The sequence below is a fragment of the Amycolatopsis sp. NPDC051758 genome, from assembly GCF_044453095.1.
In the GTDB taxonomy this organism is placed as follows: Bacteria; Actinomycetota; Actinomycetes; order Mycobacteriales; family Pseudonocardiaceae; genus Amycolatopsis.
Genome location: NZ_JBITCJ010000025.1, coordinates 1 through 19,557, shown reverse-complemented (window position 1 = coordinate 19,557; position 19,557 = coordinate 1). Strand labels below are relative to the sequence as shown.

21 protein-coding genes are annotated in these 19,557 nt (G+C 69.8%); 20 read left to right on the top strand and 1 reads right to left on the bottom strand.

All coding sequences use genetic code 11. The annotated features are described in order from the left end of the window. Positions 1 to 40: 40 nt before the first annotated feature. The 20 genes from ACIA5G_RS52285 (at position 41) to ACIA5G_RS52190 (ending at position 16,358) form a co-directional block, all read left to right on the top strand. Positions 41 to 997, top strand: coding sequence for a hypothetical protein (locus tag ACIA5G_RS52285; RefSeq protein WP_395937781.1), 957 nt, complete (start codon positions 41 to 43; stop codon positions 995 to 997). Continuing rightward, positions 994 to 1,464 (top strand): TadE/TadG family type IV pilus assembly protein, encoded by a 471-nt coding sequence (locus ACIA5G_RS52280; RefSeq protein ID WP_395937779.1) that lies wholly within the window; start codon positions 994 to 996, stop codon positions 1,462 to 1,464. The genes ACIA5G_RS52285 and ACIA5G_RS52280 overlap by 4 nt, the downstream gene beginning before the upstream one ends. Then, on the top strand, positions 1,461 to 1,910 hold the full coding sequence (locus ACIA5G_RS52275) for a pilus assembly protein TadG-related protein (RefSeq protein ID WP_395937777.1): 450 nt from the start codon (positions 1,461 to 1,463) through the stop codon (positions 1,908 to 1,910). The genes ACIA5G_RS52280 and ACIA5G_RS52275 overlap by 4 nt, the downstream gene beginning before the upstream one ends. Before the next feature lie 31 nt (positions 1,911 to 1,941). After that, a complete protein-coding gene (locus ACIA5G_RS52270; protein ID WP_395937775.1) occupies positions 1,942 to 2,358 on the top strand; it encodes a hypothetical protein in 417 nt (138 codons plus the stop codon). After that, positions 2,358 to 5,330 (top strand): BTAD domain-containing putative transcriptional regulator, encoded by a 2,973-nt coding sequence (locus ACIA5G_RS52265; RefSeq protein ID WP_395937773.1) that lies wholly within the window; start codon positions 2,358 to 2,360, stop codon positions 5,328 to 5,330. The genes ACIA5G_RS52270 and ACIA5G_RS52265 overlap by 1 nt, the downstream gene beginning before the upstream one ends. Positions 5,331 to 6,265: 935 nt before the next feature. Then, positions 6,266 to 6,430 carry a hypothetical protein gene (locus ACIA5G_RS52260; RefSeq protein ID WP_395937771.1) on the top strand — a complete coding sequence of 55 codons (165 nt, stop codon included), beginning with the start codon at positions 6,266 to 6,268 and terminating at the stop codon, positions 6,428 to 6,430. Between the two features lie 33 nt (positions 6,431 to 6,463). Beyond that, complete coding sequence (locus ACIA5G_RS52255) at positions 6,464 to 6,751, top strand: hypothetical protein (protein ID WP_395937769.1); 288 nt, start codon at positions 6,464 to 6,466, stop codon at positions 6,749 to 6,751. Positions 6,752 to 6,785: 34 nt separating this feature from the next. Further along, positions 6,786 to 7,115, top strand: coding sequence for a hypothetical protein (locus tag ACIA5G_RS52250; RefSeq protein ID WP_395937767.1), 330 nt, complete (start codon positions 6,786 to 6,788; stop codon positions 7,113 to 7,115). Positions 7,116 to 7,208: 93 nt separating this feature from the next. Further along, complete coding sequence (locus ACIA5G_RS52245; RefSeq protein WP_395937765.1) at positions 7,209 to 7,529, top strand: hypothetical protein; 321 nt, start codon at positions 7,209 to 7,211, stop codon at positions 7,527 to 7,529. Positions 7,530 to 7,651: 122 nt separating this feature from the next. Continuing rightward, the gene (locus tag ACIA5G_RS52240; RefSeq protein WP_395937763.1) at positions 7,652 to 8,812 is read left to right on the top strand and encodes an AAA family ATPase; all 1,161 of its coding nucleotides are present in this window, start codon (positions 7,652 to 7,654) and stop codon (positions 8,810 to 8,812) included. 51 nt (positions 8,813 to 8,863) lie between these two features. Then, positions 8,864 to 10,609 (top strand): VWA domain-containing protein, encoded by a 1,746-nt coding sequence (locus ACIA5G_RS52235; protein WP_395937761.1) that lies wholly within the window; start codon positions 8,864 to 8,866, stop codon positions 10,607 to 10,609. A 62-nt stretch (positions 10,610 to 10,671) separates the two neighbouring features. Further along, entirely contained in the window at positions 10,672 to 11,463 is a 792-nt protein-coding gene (locus ACIA5G_RS52230; RefSeq protein ID WP_395937759.1) for a hypothetical protein, read from the top strand. A gap of 57 nt (positions 11,464 to 11,520) precedes the next feature. Then, positions 11,521 to 11,910: a hypothetical protein gene (locus ACIA5G_RS52225; RefSeq protein ID WP_395937757.1), complete on the top strand. Its 390-nt coding sequence runs from the start codon at positions 11,521 to 11,523 to the stop codon at positions 11,908 to 11,910. A gap of 39 nt (positions 11,911 to 11,949) precedes the next feature. Further along, positions 11,950 to 12,453: a hypothetical protein gene (locus ACIA5G_RS52220; RefSeq protein WP_395937755.1), complete on the top strand. Its 504-nt coding sequence runs from the start codon at positions 11,950 to 11,952 to the stop codon at positions 12,451 to 12,453. A 37-nt stretch (positions 12,454 to 12,490) separates the two neighbouring features. Then, positions 12,491 to 13,234 carry a hypothetical protein gene (locus ACIA5G_RS52215; protein WP_395937753.1) on the top strand — a complete coding sequence of 248 codons (744 nt, stop codon included), beginning with the start codon at positions 12,491 to 12,493 and terminating at the stop codon, positions 13,232 to 13,234. Positions 13,235 to 13,273: 39 nt separating this feature from the next. Then, entirely contained in the window at positions 13,274 to 13,504 is a 231-nt protein-coding gene (locus ACIA5G_RS52210; RefSeq protein ID WP_395937751.1) for a hypothetical protein, read from the top strand. Positions 13,505 to 13,517: 13 nt separating this feature from the next. Next, positions 13,518 to 14,006, top strand: coding sequence for a hypothetical protein (locus tag ACIA5G_RS52205; RefSeq protein ID WP_395937749.1), 489 nt, complete (start codon positions 13,518 to 13,520; stop codon positions 14,004 to 14,006). Further along, entirely contained in the window at positions 14,003 to 14,821 is an 819-nt protein-coding gene (locus ACIA5G_RS52200; RefSeq protein ID WP_395937747.1) for a hypothetical protein, read from the top strand. Before ACIA5G_RS52205 ends, ACIA5G_RS52200 begins: the two co-directional genes overlap by 4 nt. Before the next feature lie 45 nt (positions 14,822 to 14,866). Continuing rightward, positions 14,867 to 15,226: a hypothetical protein gene (locus tag ACIA5G_RS52195; protein WP_395937745.1), complete on the top strand. Its 360-nt coding sequence runs from the start codon at positions 14,867 to 14,869 to the stop codon at positions 15,224 to 15,226. Positions 15,227 to 15,536: 310 nt separating this feature from the next. Further along, positions 15,537 to 16,358: a hypothetical protein gene (locus ACIA5G_RS52190; protein ID WP_395937743.1), complete on the top strand. Its 822-nt coding sequence runs from the start codon at positions 15,537 to 15,539 to the stop codon at positions 16,356 to 16,358. Positions 16,359 to 16,730: 372 nt separating this feature from the next. Here the strand turns inward: ACIA5G_RS52190 and ACIA5G_RS52185 are convergent, their stop codons facing one another. Next, a complete protein-coding gene (locus tag ACIA5G_RS52185) occupies positions 16,731 to 18,848 on the bottom strand; it encodes an NACHT domain-containing protein (RefSeq protein WP_395937741.1) in 2,118 nt (705 codons plus the stop codon). Between the last annotated feature and the right edge of the window lie 709 nt (positions 18,849 to 19,557).

Here is a 19,557-nt window from a genome sequence, read left to right as displayed (position 1 = left end):
CCCGATGACACGCCACACACCCACCAGACCGTCCACGCCCGTGGTCACGGGCCTGTTTCCCGACGGACCGGACTCCCTGCTCGTGAATCCCGCCATCCCCGACCGGCGATGGCGCACAGAGTATGCGCGTTCCTGGCTACCTCTCCGGGTTGTCCTTACCGGACTGACCGGGACTGCCATCGCGGTGCTCGCCGTGCTCGCGGCCTGCTCCGGCGCCGGTGCTGTTGCGGGAGACGCGCTCGCCTTCGGCATCCTCACCATCGGCGCGAGCGCGGTAGTGGGCTGGCGCCAGGCCACCCGGATGCTGATCGATCACCGACATGGCGCGGCCTGCCCGTGCCGGCTCGACCGCGTGCGCGGCGAGTTCTTCCTCCGCAGCCGCGACTTCGCCGACCTCGGCCCGCACGCCGCCGCGGCAGTGCGGGAGCTGATCTCTGGCGTGGACGAACTGCACCGCAGCCCGGCGCGAGCCTGGTTCGACCCTGCGCTGTGTCACGAGGTGCACCGAGTGGCGTGGGAAACCGTGTCGGTGCTGGACCGCACCCGCGAGGCCCGCAGCCTGGCGAGGGAACTCGCGGGCGACCCGGATGCCGAGGTCGGCGAACTGGCCGCCGCGGCCCGCCAGGCGGTCGCCGCGATCGACGAAGGCCTGGCCGAGGTCATGTCGCATATGCGCGGCTGCCTCGCGTTGTCGCGGGCGTGGGAGGCGAAACTCCGGCACGCCGACCTGGCCACGCGCACCGACAACACCCTCGCCGCCCTGCCCGGGCACGATCGTGTGCGGGCGCTGGGGCGAGCCGCGGACGCGCTGCCGTGGACCTTGCACGCCTACCTCACCGCCGCCCGAGATCTCACGGGAGCCGGAGCATTCCCCTGGGAACAGCCGGCATCGTCGTGGCTGCAGATTCCTGGCAGCCACGCGGCCAGGGGAGCAGTCACGACTGCTCGTTTCCGATGGTTCCGCGGCAGCGAGCCCGACACGACGAGGATGTCGTGACTGCGCAGGCGCCGACCGGCGAATTGGCGCGCCGGCGGTGGTGGAGTGCCGAGCGGGGGTCGGTGACCGTGGAGGCCGTCCTGCTGACCCCGCTGCTGGTGATGCTCCTGGTGTTCGTGGCCGTGGTGGTGCACCGCGGTGTCGATGCCCGGTTACGGCTCGACGACGCTGCGCATCAGGCAGCCCGCGCGGCCACGCTGCAACGCAGCGCCCCGGCCGCCGTCACCGCCGCGCAGCGCACGGCCCGCGCCGCGCTCGCCCACGCCGGAGTTGCCTGCCGCGATGTCCTCACCACGATGTCCGGCTCGCTGGATCCGGCGGGGACGGTCACGGTCCGCGTGCGCTGCACCGTCGACCTCGGCCAGGCGCTGGTTCTCGCCGTGCCCGCAGCGAGGACCTTGGAATCGTCGGCCAGCGAGGTGGTCGACGCCCACCGCTCCGCTCCTGCCGCCGGAGTAACGCGATGACCCGCAGCGTCAGGGCCGGCAGGTGGGGCATGTGGTGGCGCGCCGAGCAGGGCCAGCTGTCAGCGTTTGTCCTGCTATTGCTGATCGGGCTACTCGCCATGGCCGGCCTGAGCCTGGATGGAGGCCTCGCGCTGGCGAGCAAGGTCCGCGCCGGCGGACAGGCCGAATCCGCCGCCCGGGCCGGCGCCCAAGCCCTTGACCTCGCCACCTATCGCGCCACCGGCGCACTCCGGCTCGATCCTGTGGCGGCTCGCGAGCTCGCGCAGCGGTATCTGGCGAGCATCGGCGCCACCGGCACCGTCGCGGTCACCGGGGACACCGTGACCGTCGAGGTCACCGCCACATACCGCACCCAGCTGCTCTCGCTGGTCGGTGTCGAGGACATCCACACCCACGGGCACGCCACCGCCCACCCGCAACTCGGCATCACCGGCATCGAGCCCTGAACAGGTGCAGGACCACGAAAGGAGGGACCGCATGGTCACCTCGGAAAACGAGATCACCCGCCGCATCGAGGAACGCGATTCCGAACGCAGCGTCCGCCGGGCCCAGGCGGCCACCGTTGTGGGGCAGTTGGCTCGCCGGCGCGCCGAACTGGCCGGGCAGGTCGCCGAGCTCGAACGCGAACTCGGGACGGTCCTGACCGAGGCCGGCGATGTCATCGACGCGGCCGAGCTGGCGCAGGTCACCGACATCCCCGTCGCCGATCTCACCCGCTGGCTCGAGGACGCAACCAGATCCTCCCGTAGCGGCAAGCGCGCACGGCCGCGCGCGAAGACCCACGGCGCCAGTGGCCACCGCTCGAAGGCAGCCACCGAACCGCCTGCCGCGCGGACCGCGGCGCAGGCGCCGGCCGAGTCAGCGGAAGCCGCGGCCGGGGCGGCGCACAGCTGATGGCCGTTCGCACGCCGATCGCGCATGCCGTCCGGCTGCTGGGTGTGGGCGTGCGGGGGCTGCTCGCGCTCGGCCTGCTGGCCGTGCTGGTGGCCGGTCTGCCCTGGGCGCTTGTCTGTGGCGTCGGGTGGCCGTTGCCGGATCATCTGCCGAGCTTGGACGAGCTCGGTGCGGTGCTGATGGCACCGATGTCGACACGTCTCCTGCTCGACATTCTCGCGTGCGTGTTGTGGGTGCTGTGGCTGGTGTTCGTCCTCGATGTCTCGGCCTGCGTCGTCGATATCGCCCGAGGCGCCCAGCAGTCGCCCCTGCGCCGGCAGGCCGGTCCGGTGCGACGCGTCGCGGCCGTGCTCGTCGGGGCCCTGCTCGTGGCGGTGCTGGGCCGCACCGCCACCGCCGCACCAGCGACCATCCCGGCCGGGGCCGTTCAGTCTGTCGGCGCCTCATCGGCGGCCGCGAACATTCGTGCGGGGGCCATGTCGGTCGCCGACGAGCACCCCGTCAGCCGACCGTCCCCGTCTCCGGCCCAGCCCGGCACCGAACGGGTCCGGCCGCCGGAGGACGGCGTGCACGACTCGTTGTGGCGCATCGCGCAACGCTGCCTGGGCGACGGGGACCGGTGGGTCGAGATCTGGGCTCTCAATCAGGGCAGCACCCAGCCCGGCGGGCGTGTGCTGACCAACCCGAACCTGATCCACCCAGGCGACACGCTCCACATCCCCACGACCGGCCCAGTACCCGCCGCTCCCGTCTCAGCACCGCCACCCGCGGATCCTGGCCGCACCATCCCGGCCCCGGCCACCGAACCGGCGCCTCCAGCGCCCGGCACGATCGCGCCACGGCCTGCGGCCCCTGCCCCTTCCGCTGCGAACCTCGGTACCGACACTGCTGCGGACCGTTCTGCCGGGGGCGCAGTGACCTGGGGCAGCGGCGAGGTGTTCGTCAGCCTGGGGCTCGCCGCGGCGGTCAGTGGCCTACTCCTGCTCGCGCGCCGCCGCCGCCAGGTCCGTTACCGGCCCGGCGGCGGCCGACGCGACGAGGACCTGCTGGCCGCGCCCGTGGTGTATCAGCTGCGCCTGGCTCACCTGCGCGCCCAGCACCACGACGAAGACACTGCACTGGAGGTCGACAGCGAGTGCGACGACGCCAGCGGTCCCGATGCCTGCGGTACCGAAGCCGACGTCCCCGCCATCCGGCAGCACCGTCGCGAACCGGCCCACCGCAGTAGCGAGGGGCAGGTGCAAGTGCTGGTTCCGCACAGCCGTCGCGTGGTCGCCGCAGCCCCCACCGGCTCCGGCAGCGGGTCGGCGACGCCTTCGTGGCCGGTCGACATCGCCCTTCACACGACCACACCTCCCGGCTCCAGGATCACCGGCGCCACAGCTGGCGAGGCCACCCAGCTCGCCCTCGACCTGGCTCGCGTGCACGGCCTCGGCCTGGTCGGTCCCGGCGGCTACGCCGCGGCCCGGGCACTGCTGCTCACCATCCTCACCGACGAAAGCAACAGAGCACCGTCGCCGAGAGTGCTCGCACCCGCCACCGACCTGGCTCGCCTGCTGGGCGTCCCAACGCCGGCTACTGGCCTACCGGGAGCGCTGCGCATCGTGGCCGACCTGGACACCGCGCTGGCCGCCCTCGAGGCGCCGGATGCGCCCCGGCCCGCCGTCCTGATCACGACACCACCTCCCGAACCGGAGCAGCAGGCGCGGCTGCAGCACCTGCTCGACAACGGCGCCCACCTCGGCGTCACAGCCCTGCTGCTGGGCCAATGGCGGCCCGGGGTGACCGCCTACGTCGCCGCCGGCGGGACGATCTCTGCGACTGACCCCGGGCTCGGCGAACCCTTGCGCGGCACCCGCAGCTTCACCCTGCCCGAAACCGCCACCCGCGATCTGCTGAACCTCCTGTACACCGCGCAGGCCCCCGACGGCTGCGGCAACCCGCACGACGATCCCGCATCGCGCAGTGGAGAACCCGGGTCCGAGCGCGCGGCGACACCGCCACGTGTCGACCCAGCCCAGCCGGATACCGGCGCAACCTCCTCGCACCGTCTGGAACTCACCTCGGGCCCGCCCCCAGGGGAGCCGGCTTCGGCCGACGCCGGCGCGTCCGGCCGTGAGTCCCGGGCCCTGCCGGCGACGGAGGGCACGGATCCGACACGACCCGCGCCGCTGACGCTGACCGTGTTCGGCACTCCTGCCCTGCACTGGCGCCACGACCCGGCCCTCCCCGACGCTGACGCGCGTGACCTGTCCGGCGAGCTGAGCAGCCGGCCGGTCGAACTGCTGGTATTTCTCGCAGTACACCCCGGCGGAGCGTCCAGGGACGGGATCGTCGACGCCCTCTGGCCGGACCAGCCACCCCGCAACCCCGCCAGCGTGCTGCGCACCGTCGTCTCCCGGATCCGCCGCACGCTCAACACCGCCACCCGCGGCGCCGTCAGCGACCCGATCCTGGCTGAGCACGGTCACTACCGGCTCGACCCGGCCGTCGTGGAGGTGGACTACTGGGGCTTCGCCGACGCGGTCACCGCCCGCCGCACTGCCACCACACCCGAGCGGCGCACCCGCGCCTACGAGGCCATCGTGGCGCACTACGGCGGGCCGCTGGCCGAGGGCCTGGACACCGAGTGGCTCGTCGCCGCCCGCGAATCCACGCGGCGGGACGCACTCGAAGCCGTTGCCGCACTCGCCCGCGCCCGAGTCGAGGATGACCCGGACTACACCTTGGACCTGCTCGAAACCGCGCGCAGTTTCGACCCTCACAACGAACTGCTCTACCGCGACATCATGCGCATGCAACACACCCTGGGCCGCCACGACGAAATCTCCCGCACACTCACTCTGCTACGGACCCGCCTCGCCGAAGTCGACCTCAAACCCACCCCGGACACCGTCGACCTCGCCCGCCGCCTACGCGAGCGCGAGACCGGCATACCCCTCGACGAGGGCACCCGATCCACTACGCCATGAACACACACTCCGACGGTTTCACGCACATCTCGGCGCTGTGTCCAACGAGGCATAACTCGAACGACTCAAAGGTATTTGGACGGAACAGGAGATTACCTCGATATCGTGCCGGGATCTCTGTCTCGCCGATGCTAGCGTCGACGGTGGCAGCACAATCGTCGACGCCTAAGAAAAAGAAACCCGTGCGTACGCCCCGCTATTTCATCGCAATGTCACCACCGCCGCGCATCGAGCGTGGCGCACGACCGTCGCACGCCATGTCCACGGCTCGGTTCCGCGCGCGTGCTCACCGCTTCGACCGCGACGCCGGCACCTCTAGCGTCGATCCCGACACCCACCGGCAATCACCCACTGCCACCAGTGCACACGGGATCTGCGCAGAGGGTGACTGCCAACCGGGGGGCCGCCGCGCCTGCCGATCAGTCTCGTTCTCCGGTATCCGCCTAAGGCGGATCCCCTCGTGTCAGCCGTTCTTCCAGCTCACGACCCCTTCGGGGGGATCCACCGGTGTCCCAGACTCGCTTGACACCAAGCAGGTAAGCACATCGGGCCCGGCGACGGTGTCAGCCGCGTTCGTCAACGTTCAGCGGCTCCTTACCAGTGCCCTTCCGGTCACCTTGTGCCCGTCTCGCTTCCCTTTTTTATTTATTCAAATATCTACGCTAATGCACGGCTTCGTTCTCGGCCGGCGTCGTCATTCCGTGCATTGCTGCAATTCGCTGACCTGTGCAAATATGGTTCCAATCCCGTTGTCGGCATCGAAATTCCGCCGAAATTCCCCGAAATTGGCCCCGGGAATCTATTGCGCGACCGCCCGGGGTCGAGTTACGTTTGTTGTGTCACCGGGAAAGCCGGAAGCGCCAAACGAAACCGACGGGACAGCAATTAAGCCGCCGGTAATGGCCACCGACAGTAATTCGTGAATGGGGACCGTCATGCACTACGCCGACACCGCCGACAACGCAGACGGAACCGCCGAAGCGTTTTGCTACTGCGGTTGGGTCGAAGATCACCCGACCCGCGACGCCGCCGACGCCGCCGCCACGAACCACCAGCGCAACGCCGACGCCACGGAAGCCGAGTTCGCGGCCGCCCACTGAACACGAACACCCGCAACGAAAAAGGGGCCCGCCATGACTGGCAACCACCAGGACACGCACCGCGCAACGCCGACGCTGGCACCCGCCGACGTCGCCACCATCATCGCCGAAGAAATCGACCGGTGGCGGTGCCGCTGCGGAAACATCCCCAGTAGCGGGGGGTTTGACCCGGTCGACCGCACCGGCAACAGCGTTGACCCCACGCCCGAACAGTGGCCCGAACCGCTGTACGTGTGCAACAACTGCGGACTCGTCATGGACGCCGACACCGTCGACACGACGGCGCACACGGTGGCGGTCATCGGCCGTATCACCTTATAGCGCGACGACACCACACCCCGAAACGAGGAACACCATGAACCACGACAACAGCGGCAACCCGGACGTTGTGCGGGTCGTCGACCCCATGGCCGACCCCGGCCCCCTTCCCGACATCGTCGTTCGGAAATCCGCCGCGAACGGATGCACGATCACGGCCGTGATCGTCGACCCCGCCGACGCCCAAATGACGTTGTACGGCACGGTCGCCCGCGACATCGACGGCGGGTTCGTCGGGAGTTTCTACGCCGCCGACACCGTGTGCGGCGACCAGTGGCGGATCGTCGCCGCCGACGGAACCCACTACCACGCCAACAGCGAAGCCGAAGCCGTCGCCACGCTCGCCCACACACTCGCCACGGCGTGAACCCCGCGCGTGGTGTTGGTTCGTCCACTAAGGACCAGCACCACCGCCCGATCCGCCCCGGCATCCCGCACCCAGCCACGAAAGGGACCACCGATGACCACGCCACCCACCAGTGTGATCCCTCGCGCGACGCCCGCAGTCCCGGGTGATGCAACCCGAACCCGCGACAACGACTTTCGGCGCATCGTCGGCGAACAGCTGGCCGAGACGGTGGTCCGGGTCATCCCGCTGATCAGGGCGCGACTGTTCATGCCGAACGACGTGGCCCCCGACGAAGGCCGGGTTTTTGTCGAGCTCGCCGCACTGCCCCCGTTCGGCACCCGAATTCTGCACAACGGCTACGAGTATGTCGTGGCCGATGTCCTACAGGAGACCGGGAACGTGTGGGTGTCGGTCTACCTGGACTACGTGTGAGACCTCTGAACCTCCATCCCGCGCTTACCGAGATTCCCGCCACATAGCGCTGACGAAGTCAACGGACGCCCAACTCCGCGACGTCGGCCCATGACCGCCGCGCACCTGAAAGGACCGACACCATGACCACGCCAGCCACGACTCCGGCCACGGGCAGCGCGTCCGCCGCCCCGGGCGCGGCCAACCGACTGCGCAACGGCGAACTCCGCCGCATGGTGGCCGAACAGCTCACCCACGACCCCGCCGCCGCGCTCACCGCCGGAACCATCGCCAGCAAGCTCGGCGGGAAGTCGTCTGGGGCGGTCGGCAACGCGCTGGCGACCCTGGAAGCGCGCGGGGAAGCCAAAAAGGTCGGCACCAACCCCCTTACCTACCGCGCGACCGCCAAAACTGCCGACGCCGCGCGACGGGCCACGGTCATCCCGCGCGGCACCGCGACCACCGCCGCCCCCGCGCCCGCCACGCCGCCAGCACCGCCTGTGTTGGTGACCGGGCCGGTACGCCGCCCCAACGGCCAGATGTATCACCCTCGCAAACTGTCCGGCTTGTCCGACGTGACCGCACTGCGACGGTTGCGGGAAGCGGGCGTGTCCGCGCTCATGTACGGCCCGCCCGGAACCGGGAAAACGTCGGTGGTGGAAGCCGCGTTCGACGACCTCGTGACCATTCAGGGCGACAGCGACACCGTGACCGACGACTTCGTGGGGTCCTACACCCAAACCCCGGAGGGACGCTACGAGTTCGCCTACGGGCCACTGGTCCGCGCGATGCGTGAGGGGCGCGCGTTGTTCATCGACGACGCCACCCTCATCCCGCCGACCGTGCTCGCGGTGGTGTATCCCGCGATGGACGGACGCCGCCAAATCACCATCAAGGCCCACCAGAACGAGGTGGTCGACGCCGCGCCCGGGTTCTACGTCGTAGCCGGACACAATCCCGGGGTCCACGGCGCGGTACTGACCGACGCGCTCTCCTCCCGGTTCGCCGCACAGATCCACGTGTCCACCGACTACGAGCTCGCCACCAAACTCAAGATCAACGACAAGGCGGTGCGGGTCGCGAAGAACCTCGCCGCACAGCAGGAAAAGGGCGAGATCGGATGGGCACCGCAGTTGCGGGAGCTGATCGCGTTCAACCGGATCGCCGACGCGCTGGGCCTCACTGCCGCCGCCGGAAACCTGATCGGCATCGCACCCGAGGAGGACCGGGAAGCGGTCGCCACCGCGGTGCGCAACACCTTCGGTGCCAACGTCGCCCCGCTGTCCCTGGGCGCGCAGTTCTAACCAGCCCCACCACTGCCGACCCGCGCGCGCCGCCCGGAAAGGACCGACCACATGACCGCCCACGTTGCCGCCGCCACGTCCACCCCGACCGCAGTGTTCCCTGCCGACCCCGGATGGCTGACCCTGTCCGCTGCGTTCGGGGACGAGGTCCCCGCCATCGCCGACCGGAACGACCTGGTGGTCACCGTTGCCCCCGGGGCCGGACACGGCGCGCCGGCCTGCTTCTTCCCGGACCTCGCCACCATCGAGGTCGACGGCACCCACCTGGACCCTGGCGTCGATCCCGCCACGGTCGCACCCCACCGGGTCGGGGACCGCAAGCGCTACCGGACCATCTGGGGATTGCTGACCCACGAGGCGGGCCACGCTCACTTTTCCCGCTGGCGCGCGCCCGCCGACGCACCCCCGAGCGCGGCGGCCGCCGCCGACGCGTTGGAAGAGTCCCGGATGGAGGCGCGGCAAGTCCAGTACCGCCCAGGTGACCGGTACTGGCTGCGCGCCAGCGCCACCAACCTGATCCTCGCCGACACCAAAGCGGCCGACCCCGCCGCCGCACCCCAAATGACCACACAGGACGCCGCCCGTAGTGCTGCGCTACTGCTGGCACGGGTGGACGCGGGGATCCTGACCCGCCGCGAAGTCGCCGCTGTTGCCCGGGTCGTGCGCGGCATCCTCGGCACCGGCACGCTTGCGAAACTGCGCCGGATCTGGCGCGCCGCGCACCGCACCGCCGACGACGACACCGCCCGCATGATCGAACTCGGGCGTCGCTGGTGCGAAGCCCTCGGTACCGACCCGAACCAGCCACCTGACACGCCCGACCCCAACGCCACCGGGACCGGTACGCCGTCGCCCTTGGCGGGCGCGATCACCAGCGCAGCCGCCGCGATCGCGCGCGCGGTCGTCGCCACACCCGCACCCACCGACCCCGTCACGCAAGCCATCGAGGCCCGCGCGGCCGACGACAAGGCACGCGCGGCCGCGCGGGCCGCGGCGGACTCGGTGTTCGGCGGCATCGGAACCGGGCACGACCCGACCGCCCGCCACATCCAGGGCACGCGCGCGCCGGGCGCGACCGAACGGACCGCCGCGCGGCACCTCGCCCGCACGCTGACGACCGCCGGACACCGGGAACGCACCGCCACGAAAACCCGGTCGTCGGTCCCTCCGGGACGGTTGCGGATGCGCGGCGCGATGACCGCCGACGCGCAACGCGCGGCGGGCGCGGTCCCCACCGCCGAACCGTTCATGCGCACGACCCGCCACGCCGTGCCCGCCCCACCGCTGCGGCTGGGGATCATATGTGACGTCACCGACTCCATGAGCGCCTTCACCGGCCCCGTGGCCTCGGCTGCCTGGATCCTCGCCCACGCTGCCCGCCACACCACCGTGCCCGCCACCACCGCCACCGTGGTCTTCGGCGCGGGCAAAGTCACCCCGATCATCCGCCCTGGGGCGACTCCAGCCCGGGTGACCACCTTTGGCACCCGATTGGGCGGGCACGTGATCGACACCGCGATCAGCGCACTCGACGGTGCCCTCGACCTGTCCCACCCGACCGCCGCGCGGCTGCTGGTGATCATCTCCGACGGCAGGTTCGAGATCGAGTACCGGAAAGAGGGCCAGACGATGCTCGACCGGTTGCGGAAGAACGGGTGCGGGGTGTTGTGGTTGGCACCCGACACCCCCAACGCCGACCCGATGCACGGCGTCACCGTGCACACCCTGACCGACCCGGCAACGACCGCCCGGGCCATCGGGCGGGCCGCCACCGCCGCTCTGCGCGCCACCCGCTGACCGCGACCGGTCCCGGGGCGAGGGCCCCGGGACCACCATCCCCGCACGATTGGAGCAACGCCATGAGCATCACATCGACCGCCGTCGACCCGACCGTCCCGCCTGATGCGGTGCCCTTGGTTCCCGCCGCCCCGGGCACGGTGCCGCTGCGCAACCCCGAGGGCACGTGGGCCTTCGTCATCACGACGGTAGGGCTCACCACCCACGGGCGCGGACACGGTCCGACGGCCCCCAGCCCCGACCCGGCCCACACCGACGCCGCCTCGCTGTTCGCCGGGGCATGGCTACCCGGGCCGCCACCCGCGACCCTGAACCGGGGCGATGTCGTGGTACAGCTGTTCCCGCATGCGGATCTCAACCCCACCCGGGTCGACGTCGAGGTCCTCGCCGCCCACGCAGACGAGTGGTGCAGCGTGCGGACCCTGTCCGGTCTGGACGCGCGGTGGCCGCATCACGTGGCGACCACCGTGCTGTCCTGGATGCGGATGCTGGCTGAGCAAGCCAATCGTGCGTTGTTGTGGCGGACGTACGGCTCGATCCTCGAGATCGAGCGCGCCACGTCCGGACTGATTCCCAACACCCCGGACGCACTCGGAACACTGATCGATGCCGGACTGGTCGCGGTCGGCGACCACCTGACGTGGAATGGACACACCGCCACCGTTTGCCACAGCGGATCCCTGGCCCGAGGGACCGAACCCCGCCACGTGAGCAGCTCCGCCGTCTCCACGCTGGCCACCAGTCTTGCCACCCCGGTCACGGTCAACGGCTGGCACCTGTGGCACCACTTGCGCAGCGGCCACACCCTCGCCCAGTTGCGCGCCGAACTGGGCAGGGACCGATACCCGCGGTGAATCCCTGCCCCATGACGAACTAACCCCATCCGCGATTCCACACAGGACGGCAACGCCATGGTCGAACCCACGCGGGAACTACTTTTCCAGACACCGATGGCGGTTGACGGGGACGCGTCGCGGTGTGGTGACGTCGTCGACGGCGCCACAGGCCTTCCGCGCACGCTGGAGGGCAAGTGCCTGACCTGCATCTTCCGCCCCGGCAACCTGATGCACCTCGACGAGGGCGCGCGCGAGGACATGGTCCGGGCGGCACTGGGACGCGGCAGCTGGATCGTCTGCCATACGACCCTGCCCGACGCCGGGATCCCGACCGGGCAGCAGGCGATCTGTCGGGGCTTCTGGGACGTGCACGCCCCCGACTCCTTCGGCTGCCGCCTCGCCATCGCGTTCGGAGGTCCCGTGGTTGTGCCGCTTCCTGACCTGGCCGACCAGTCGCCCGCCTGAAGACCACCCGCCAGCACGACACGAAGGGACCGTTCCACCATGACCAGCGCCGCCGTTACCTCACTGGCCGAGCGAGCCATCACCATGGCCCGCCGCTACCGCGATGCCGCGCCCCGCGAATTCGACGAGCGCTACGCCGTCGCATCCCGATGGTCGCGACGCGCAGCATCGGCGGCGAACCTGGCCGCTGCGCTTGGGATTCCCGCCGACACGGTGCTCGCGCGCGACGACCCGCACCGCCGCTACGGCATCGACACCAGCGTCACCCCCGGCGACCTGTTCGAGGTCACGGGCGAAGGCAGCCTCCGCTGGCAGTTCATCCCGGACCTGGCCGGGTTTCAACCGTCGTGGGGCTGGCTGCTGCTCGGTCCGTGCCCGCACTGCGAGGCACCGGGGGTCCCGGTCGCGCGCGTCGCCGGCCTCGCCGACCTCGGCGCGCACCTCGACCCCGAGGCCGACCACCACGGCACCGACACCGCACCCGTGGAATTTCACGGCGACCCCGGCCACCACCCGCATTGTCTCCATGCCGCGGGTGCCTAGAGACCGGGCTTCGACACGACCATCGAAAGGAACACCGGTGATGACGACGATCAGGACACCGGACACCACCACCCCTGCCGCGTCGACTCCACGTCTCACGAAGCACGACCGGGTAGCGCTCGAGGCGATCCAGATCGCCGCGGCGCTGCCGGGCAAGTGGACCGTCGGCCGTGGCCGCGACTCTGGTGAGGTCGCCGATCTGCTGTGCCTGAGCACCGGGTTCAGCATCGGCTTGGCGGTCTGGCAGCAGCGGGCGTGGGGCTATCACCTGATACCCGGGGAGGTACCGCGTGAGCTCCTGGACGTCTGGGTGTGGCAGGAACGCGGCGAGGAGGATCCCTTTTCCGGGTTCGCGGTGGGCACCCCGGCCGCCGAGGTGGCGTCCTACATTCACCAGCACCTCATCCCGACCTTCCACAAGCTGCTGACTCGCGCCCGGACGATCAAGCGTGAGCGCATCGACGCGCGTGAACGGCAGCGAGTCGTCCGCGAGCAGGTCGCCACGCAGTTGCAAGCCCGGTTTCCCGGGGAGACGGGCCGTGACCGGAAGTGGCCCGAACGAGTGAGCGTCTATTACCTGGGGTTCGACGATCTCATGCGCATCGAGTTGACCATGCCGATCAACGACGCGATCGCCTGCGCACCTCGAATCGCACAGGCGCTGGCGCAATCCCCAGACGCCGCTGCCGATTCCACGCCCGCAGGACTCCAGGCACCGAGCCAGCACGATCGCGACCGACCGCCGAACACGCCCGAGGGTTCCGAGCCCGCCATCACGTGATCGGCGGTTCCCCTCCGCGCCCTATCTGAGGAGAAAACCATGCAGAACAGGAAGAAAAGGCTTCTGTGGGCCGTGCTGGCCGTGCTCCTGCCGGGTCCGTGGACTCCGGTGATCGTGCTGGCCTGCCTCCTCGGCCACGCCGCCGAGCGCGATCAGGACACCGCCCACTACGCCTGGGACCCGCCCTACCGGCCGCCAGACCCCTATGCGTGCGTTCCGGCACCCGCACGCCTCAACTTTCACACCAACCCCTACGCGCCACCACGATAAGGGAGGACGGCCGATGTCGAGCTACACCGACTTCTATGTCGGACGCGGCGAGAATGCCGAGTGGATCGGTTCTCTGCAAGGAGAGTGCTATCCCGACAACTTCCTCGCCGTCGCGCCGCGGCGGCTGGCACTGACCACCACGAAGGCACTCACCTTCCGGGCGGCGGTCACCGACACCCTCGACGTCTGGGAGGACGAAGGCCTCGGCCGGGCTTATCGCCGCGAATCCGGCTGGCCGTGGCTCTGGTGCAGCAGCCACAACAGCAGCTGGGTCATCACCTTCGATCCTGCTGCCGAGGCCGTGTTCGTCACCGTGGGCGGCGGCGTGCGCTGGCACCGCATCGACCCGCTCGACCCGCGATTCCCTGAGGGCGATGACCCGCTCGGGCCACCCGACATCCATGCGTGGCTTCGTGACCCGGTCGCCCCGCCGTCGGTGCCGATGCCGCTGATGCGGGAGAAACCCGCCGCCATGCCCACCCTCGGCGGTGACGTCCGATGAGCTGCGCAACCACCCACGACTTCTACCTCGGCCGCGGCGCGGACGCCGAGTGGGTCGCCTCGATCGACCTCAACCACTGCGCCTGCACCAGCCTCGCCGGCATCGAGCGTGTGGGCACCGCGGAGGAATTCCGCCGGCGAGTCGAGCGCCTCGGCGACGCGGTCCACCGCGACGAGATCGGATACGCCACCAGCCCACCCCTCTCGATCTGGTCGTGGCTGTGGCCCACCAGCCACGGCACCGACCTGACCTACGCCTTCGACAACGGCGCAGTCTGGACCTGCCAGCGCGGACAACGATGGTCGGCCCGCGCGGGCCAGTACATCCCGCCCGGACCGGGTGAGTCCCCGGTGGTGTTCCCGCCCGGCCGGGACACCTGCGGCTACACCGGGATCGACGCCGCCGACACCGTCACCCGCCGCTACGGGCCGCTGCTGGGTAGAACCCACTGCGACGAAATCGAGGACCTGGGCATGCGGATCCTGGCCGACCTCACCCTGCCACCGGGGCCGGGAACGCCACCCGAACTCGCCGCGCTCCACCAGCGGCTCGCACCGGACCTGCGCTACGCCGTCACCGCCGACTTCTCGGAAGTCGAGCTGGAGATCGAGGTCCTTGGATTCCGCGACGGCGATCCCGCCGCCGACCTCGCCCGCGACGCCCTGACCAGCCTGCCCGCCCTCTACGGATGGACCGACCCCGACGGCGGCCCGCCACGCTTCGGCGTGCGGGTGCTCATCGCCGACCACGACCGCCACACCAACCACCCGACGCTGGCCGACCGCCACACCACGGCGGCCCTGACCGTCCGCTGACGCCCCGGCCATCCACTCTGCACCACGACGATCACGGAGAACACCATGACCGACGACAACTCACTACAGACGCTGACTGCCACGACGGCTGATGCGAGGTCGGAACCGCGCAGCGCGGCCGAGCATTATCTCGCCGCCGAGACGTTGTTTGCCCGCGCCCGCGCCATGTACCTCGATCTCGGCGGCCACGGCGTCGAAATGGACGACTACCGGCGATGCCTGGAATGGGCCGGAATCCATCTGCGGTGCGCGGAGGTCCTCATCGCCGGGGGTGAGCTCAGCGCCACCCACCTCCGACTCAAAGGCGACAACTTCCGGCTGAACAACGTGCACATCGGATCCGAGGCGCGCCAGTGGAGCGACATGCTCGCCGAACTGCACGACACGCCGAAGGTCACCTCGTGACACCGCACCGCACGCCACCGGAGCCGATCTGTCCCAGCTGTTGGGTCGGCATCGGACAGGCACATCGCGAGGCCTGTGACGTGGCCCGTTGTCTGGCCACCGGGCACCAGCGCGAAGCGTCGTGCCGCTGTCCCCGGGACGTCTGGACGGGTCGGTGGCCCGGGGAAGTCGAGTGCGAGGAGTTCGGCTGGATGCTCGAATCCGGGATGCCCGACCTCAACCGCCTGATGGCCACCGCCACGTGGGATCCCGCGAGGCACCGCTGGACCCGCCCCGAGGACCACCTCCCCGCCACCGAAGGAGATGCTCGATGATCACGCCCGCCACCAGTGACTCGTCGGCGGCCATCACGCTCACCGCCGGCGAGTACTGGATCGAACTCGTCCCCGCCGCCCACGCCGAACCGCGCCAAGCCAGCTTTCCCGCCGTGATCGAGCCTCGCCGCCACCACGGCCTGTGGGTTCGGCCCCGACTGCGCCGCGAGGTCGCCGAAGCGATGTGCGCTTGGCTCAACCTGGTCTACCCCGTCGACCCGGACTGGTACCCGCTGGCCCGCTTTGAAGGCGACTTGCTGGTTGTTCTCACAGGGAACGCCGCGCGCCACCGCCACGAGATCGGGCCCGACGTCGATGGCCGCTACCCGCTCGGGGAGCTGGGCCGCTGGTTCTTGTCCGGCCCTACCCGCACCCCCGCCCACTTATCCCGCCAGCGCGCGGTGCTGCTCGAGCGTCGCTACCACCGCCGCGTGAACGAAACCTTGGTGACCTGCGCTCCCAGTGCCCTTCCCAGCAGCGCGTTCCCCGCCCGCATCGAGCCCCACCAGGACGGCGACCGGTGCATCCCGGTGTTCCGGCCCGAAGTCGCCGAGGCCGTGGCCGCATTCTGTGCCCACGCCCACGAGGGAGCCCCTGACGAACATCCGCTGGCCTACTTCGACCGCGACACCCTCGTCCATGTGCACCAGCATCGGCGAGCTTGCGACGGCTATCTGCCGTGGCGGATCGAGCCGGGCTCGGACGGCGCGTACCGCGTCGATGGAGACGAGTGGATCTTCCGCCCTGCGCTCGGAAAATCCGAGGGGATGGTGCACGGGTTCCGGCCGACCTGGCCGGGCGTGGGGACGCAGGCTTGACCGCACCTCGCTGCGTCGACGAGCGAGTCGCCACCAACGGCGAGCACCACATGCTCGAGCGCCTCTACCGCCACGGCGCCGACAGGCTGCGCGTCCGGGTCGTGCGGGACCTGCGCTCGGCGGTCCGCTCCCACGCGGTCACCGAGCGCCTCCGCGGCAAACACAGCTGGGTGCTGCTGGCAGAGCTGCCCCACGCCGGAGTTGGTACGGCGCCACCGCCGCTTTGCGCTTTTTATTCACGACGGCCGAGCATGCTGGGCGCCGTCGCGGGCACCCGTGGGATTGGAAAAGGCGCTGCGCGAGAACACTCCCGGGCACCGCGCACGGGGTGAAGGGCTTACCGACGCGCTCGTTGGTCGATTACGCGACCTTTCAGCGCTCGGAAGTTAATCCGTCCCCGCGCTCGAGAGGCTCCGCAGCTCCTCGTTGTGCGCGGGTCGCGGCCAGGAGATAGGTCTGGAGCGCGTGGTGCCGGAACTGCACGGCGATCCCCGACATCCGGACCAGCCCGGCCTCGTATGCCCAGTCCAAGAAACGTGCAGGCCTCGTCGGCAGCGCGCCTCGACGAGCCAAGATCACCACGACGAGGAGGTAGTGGGACCACTGCGATCCGAATGCCAGGAACACGACGACGATCGTGCTGAAACTGAAGCCGATCACGGGCCCCGCCGAGATGGTGACGATGATCGTGAACAGTGCGGGAAAAGTCAGGTCGTGCAGCATCGATTGGCGTACCGGGTCGCTCGGGCGGGCTGCGGCCGCCGGGATCGCGCTGAGTCCGCGGGTCACGCCCAGCGCCAATCCGACGGCAAGGCCGAGAGGCACACCGATGTCTGTGCCCAATAGCTCGCTGGCGCCGGGGGCGAAGACGGCTGCCCCGGTGAGACCGACCACCATGCCCAGAGCCAGCGAGCGCAGACCGGGCCGCGTGAGCGCCTGTCGTGGCTCGATCCGCAGCAAACGCCACTGCCCGACTGTGCCGTACAACGCGTAGTGGGCGCCGAGTCCCGCCGTTGTCAGGAAGCCGATCCAGGCGGCGTTTTCGAGTTCCTTCACCGGAGTGCCGGAAACCTGCAGGGCGGAGTCCAAGAGCCGAGTCAGGAGGAAGAAGCCGGCGACCCACAACGCGGTCACGCCAACCCACCACGGTTTCGTGTGCCGCTTGCGGGTTGCCAACGGCAGCTGATCCAGGTACAAATCCGAGCTCGAGCGCCCGCTTGCGCCCAGACGGGCAAGGTGCTGGGCGAATGTACGCAGCCAGCGATGAGCGTCGTCAGCCGCGTAGTGGCGGCCGTCCGGACGCGGGTGGTGTGCGACCACGGCCGGCAGGAGCTGACCGAACAGGTGGTTGTCCAGTTGCTCCCTCGTGAGTCCGAGCAGCTCCTGCGGCTTGCTGCGGGCGGCTTGGTAACCGGATGTCGCGAGGTACAGATGCAGCGGGGAACTGAGACAGGTCGCCAGTCGTCCCCTCGGGTGCCGGCGTATCCGGTTGACGACAGGTTGCCAGCGTTGTTGTACGCCGTCGGGTCTGCCGGGGGAGGGGAAGCGGTACATGAGCCACTCGATGACCTGACGCGATTCGAGCGGACGAAGCGTCACCACCGTCGCGTCCTGCAGCCAGGTGTCCTCGGCGGTTCGGGTGTAGCGCTCCGACCGGCAGGTGAGGACGACTGGCCAGCGATCGGGACCTTGAGGGAGGTTGAGCGCGCGCAGCACAGTTGCGACGCCATCCCCGACTTCGGTCATTTCGTCGAGGCCGTCCAGAATCGGCAGGATCCAGCCGGCGCGGACGAGTTCACGGGAGATGGCGAGCCGCACTCCGTGCACGACCTGGAGCTGGTTCGCCAGCCACTCATCGAGACGATCGCGAACGTCGGCCGGCGTGGTGGCCGCAGCAGCGGAGAAGGCAGAGAGGCTCACCCGGAACGGAAGGCGTATCCGCGGAAGCGTTGAGCTGGGGCTCGTCACCTTCTCGTGGTCTGCCCTGGCGAGGTCGAGCAGCAGGCGGAGAGCAAGCACGGACTTGCCCGAACCGGGTCCGCCGAGGATGACCAACCGACCTCGTGCGAGGCCAGTGAAGAAATCTTTGATCGTGGCTGACGTTCCTGCGGCACCGCCGCCGTCGGTCCGCCAGTGGATGTCGGACGGTACCGGCTGGGCGAACCCAATGTCGGCGGCCCGAGTGTCCCCGCTGTCCCCGAGCAGACGCTGCAGCGCGCGCGATTCGGCAGTAATGATCTTCGCGAGGGCGGATCGTGCCTCGGCAGCAAGCACTTCCGGGTTGTCGGCTCGCGGCCGTGCGTTGATTCCCCAAGCCGTGGCGATCAAGCCGAACGCAGTCAACGGCAGCGCCAGGACGTTCGCGATGCCGGCTCCGTCGTTGCCTTTGCCCAGCAACCACCACGTCAACCAGATGAGACTGCCGGTCACGGCCGCGAAGCCGGATGTAGCCAAGACGGCTGACTTCGTCGACCAGACGCGCGAGTTCATCGGGACATTCTGGCAGTCGTGGTGGCAGGCACCGCGAGGTGATGAATCGAGTCGCTCCCTGCGGCGAGTACGTCTGGAAAGATGCGGAGGGCATCTGGCTCGCTCCAAGGCGGACCGGCGGACTGTCTGCAGCGCTGTCGGTCGTGTGCCGGCCCGCACCGGTCCGCGCGAAAATCCCAGGTCAGTGCGTTGATACAGAGGCTCAGAGGAACGCCGAAGGCTCATATCTCAGGCGACCTGCTCGCCAGTGGCGCGCTCTGATGGTGATCACCTCAGCGACGCGAACAGCGATCGCGATGTCCGTCCTCCACCGACAATCCCGTTCTCACCACCTCCGCCTGGTTTCACCTCCCCGCGTCGGAGACGACGTGACCGCTGGTGGCCATCACGGTGTGCTATCCTCCGCGCGGCCGCCGGCCGCCGGCTGGCTGCGGGGTTTGGGCGGCGGGACGGCGACGCGCAGGTCGGCACATGCCATCGCTCGAGGCTGTTAGGCTGAGCGATCGGTACGATGCGGTCGGTTTGCGTGGTCGGCTGGGCGTGCACAGTTACCTGCTGCGTGAGTTCTTCGAACCGGATCCATGTTTGGCTTCCGGCGGCACCCTACATCGAAGGGGGCTGCCCAGGGTCTGGTTGACACCTCACGTGTGAGGCTTCGGCCTCGCCTGGAAGGATGTCATCGTGCCCAAGCCCTACCCCCGTGAGTTCC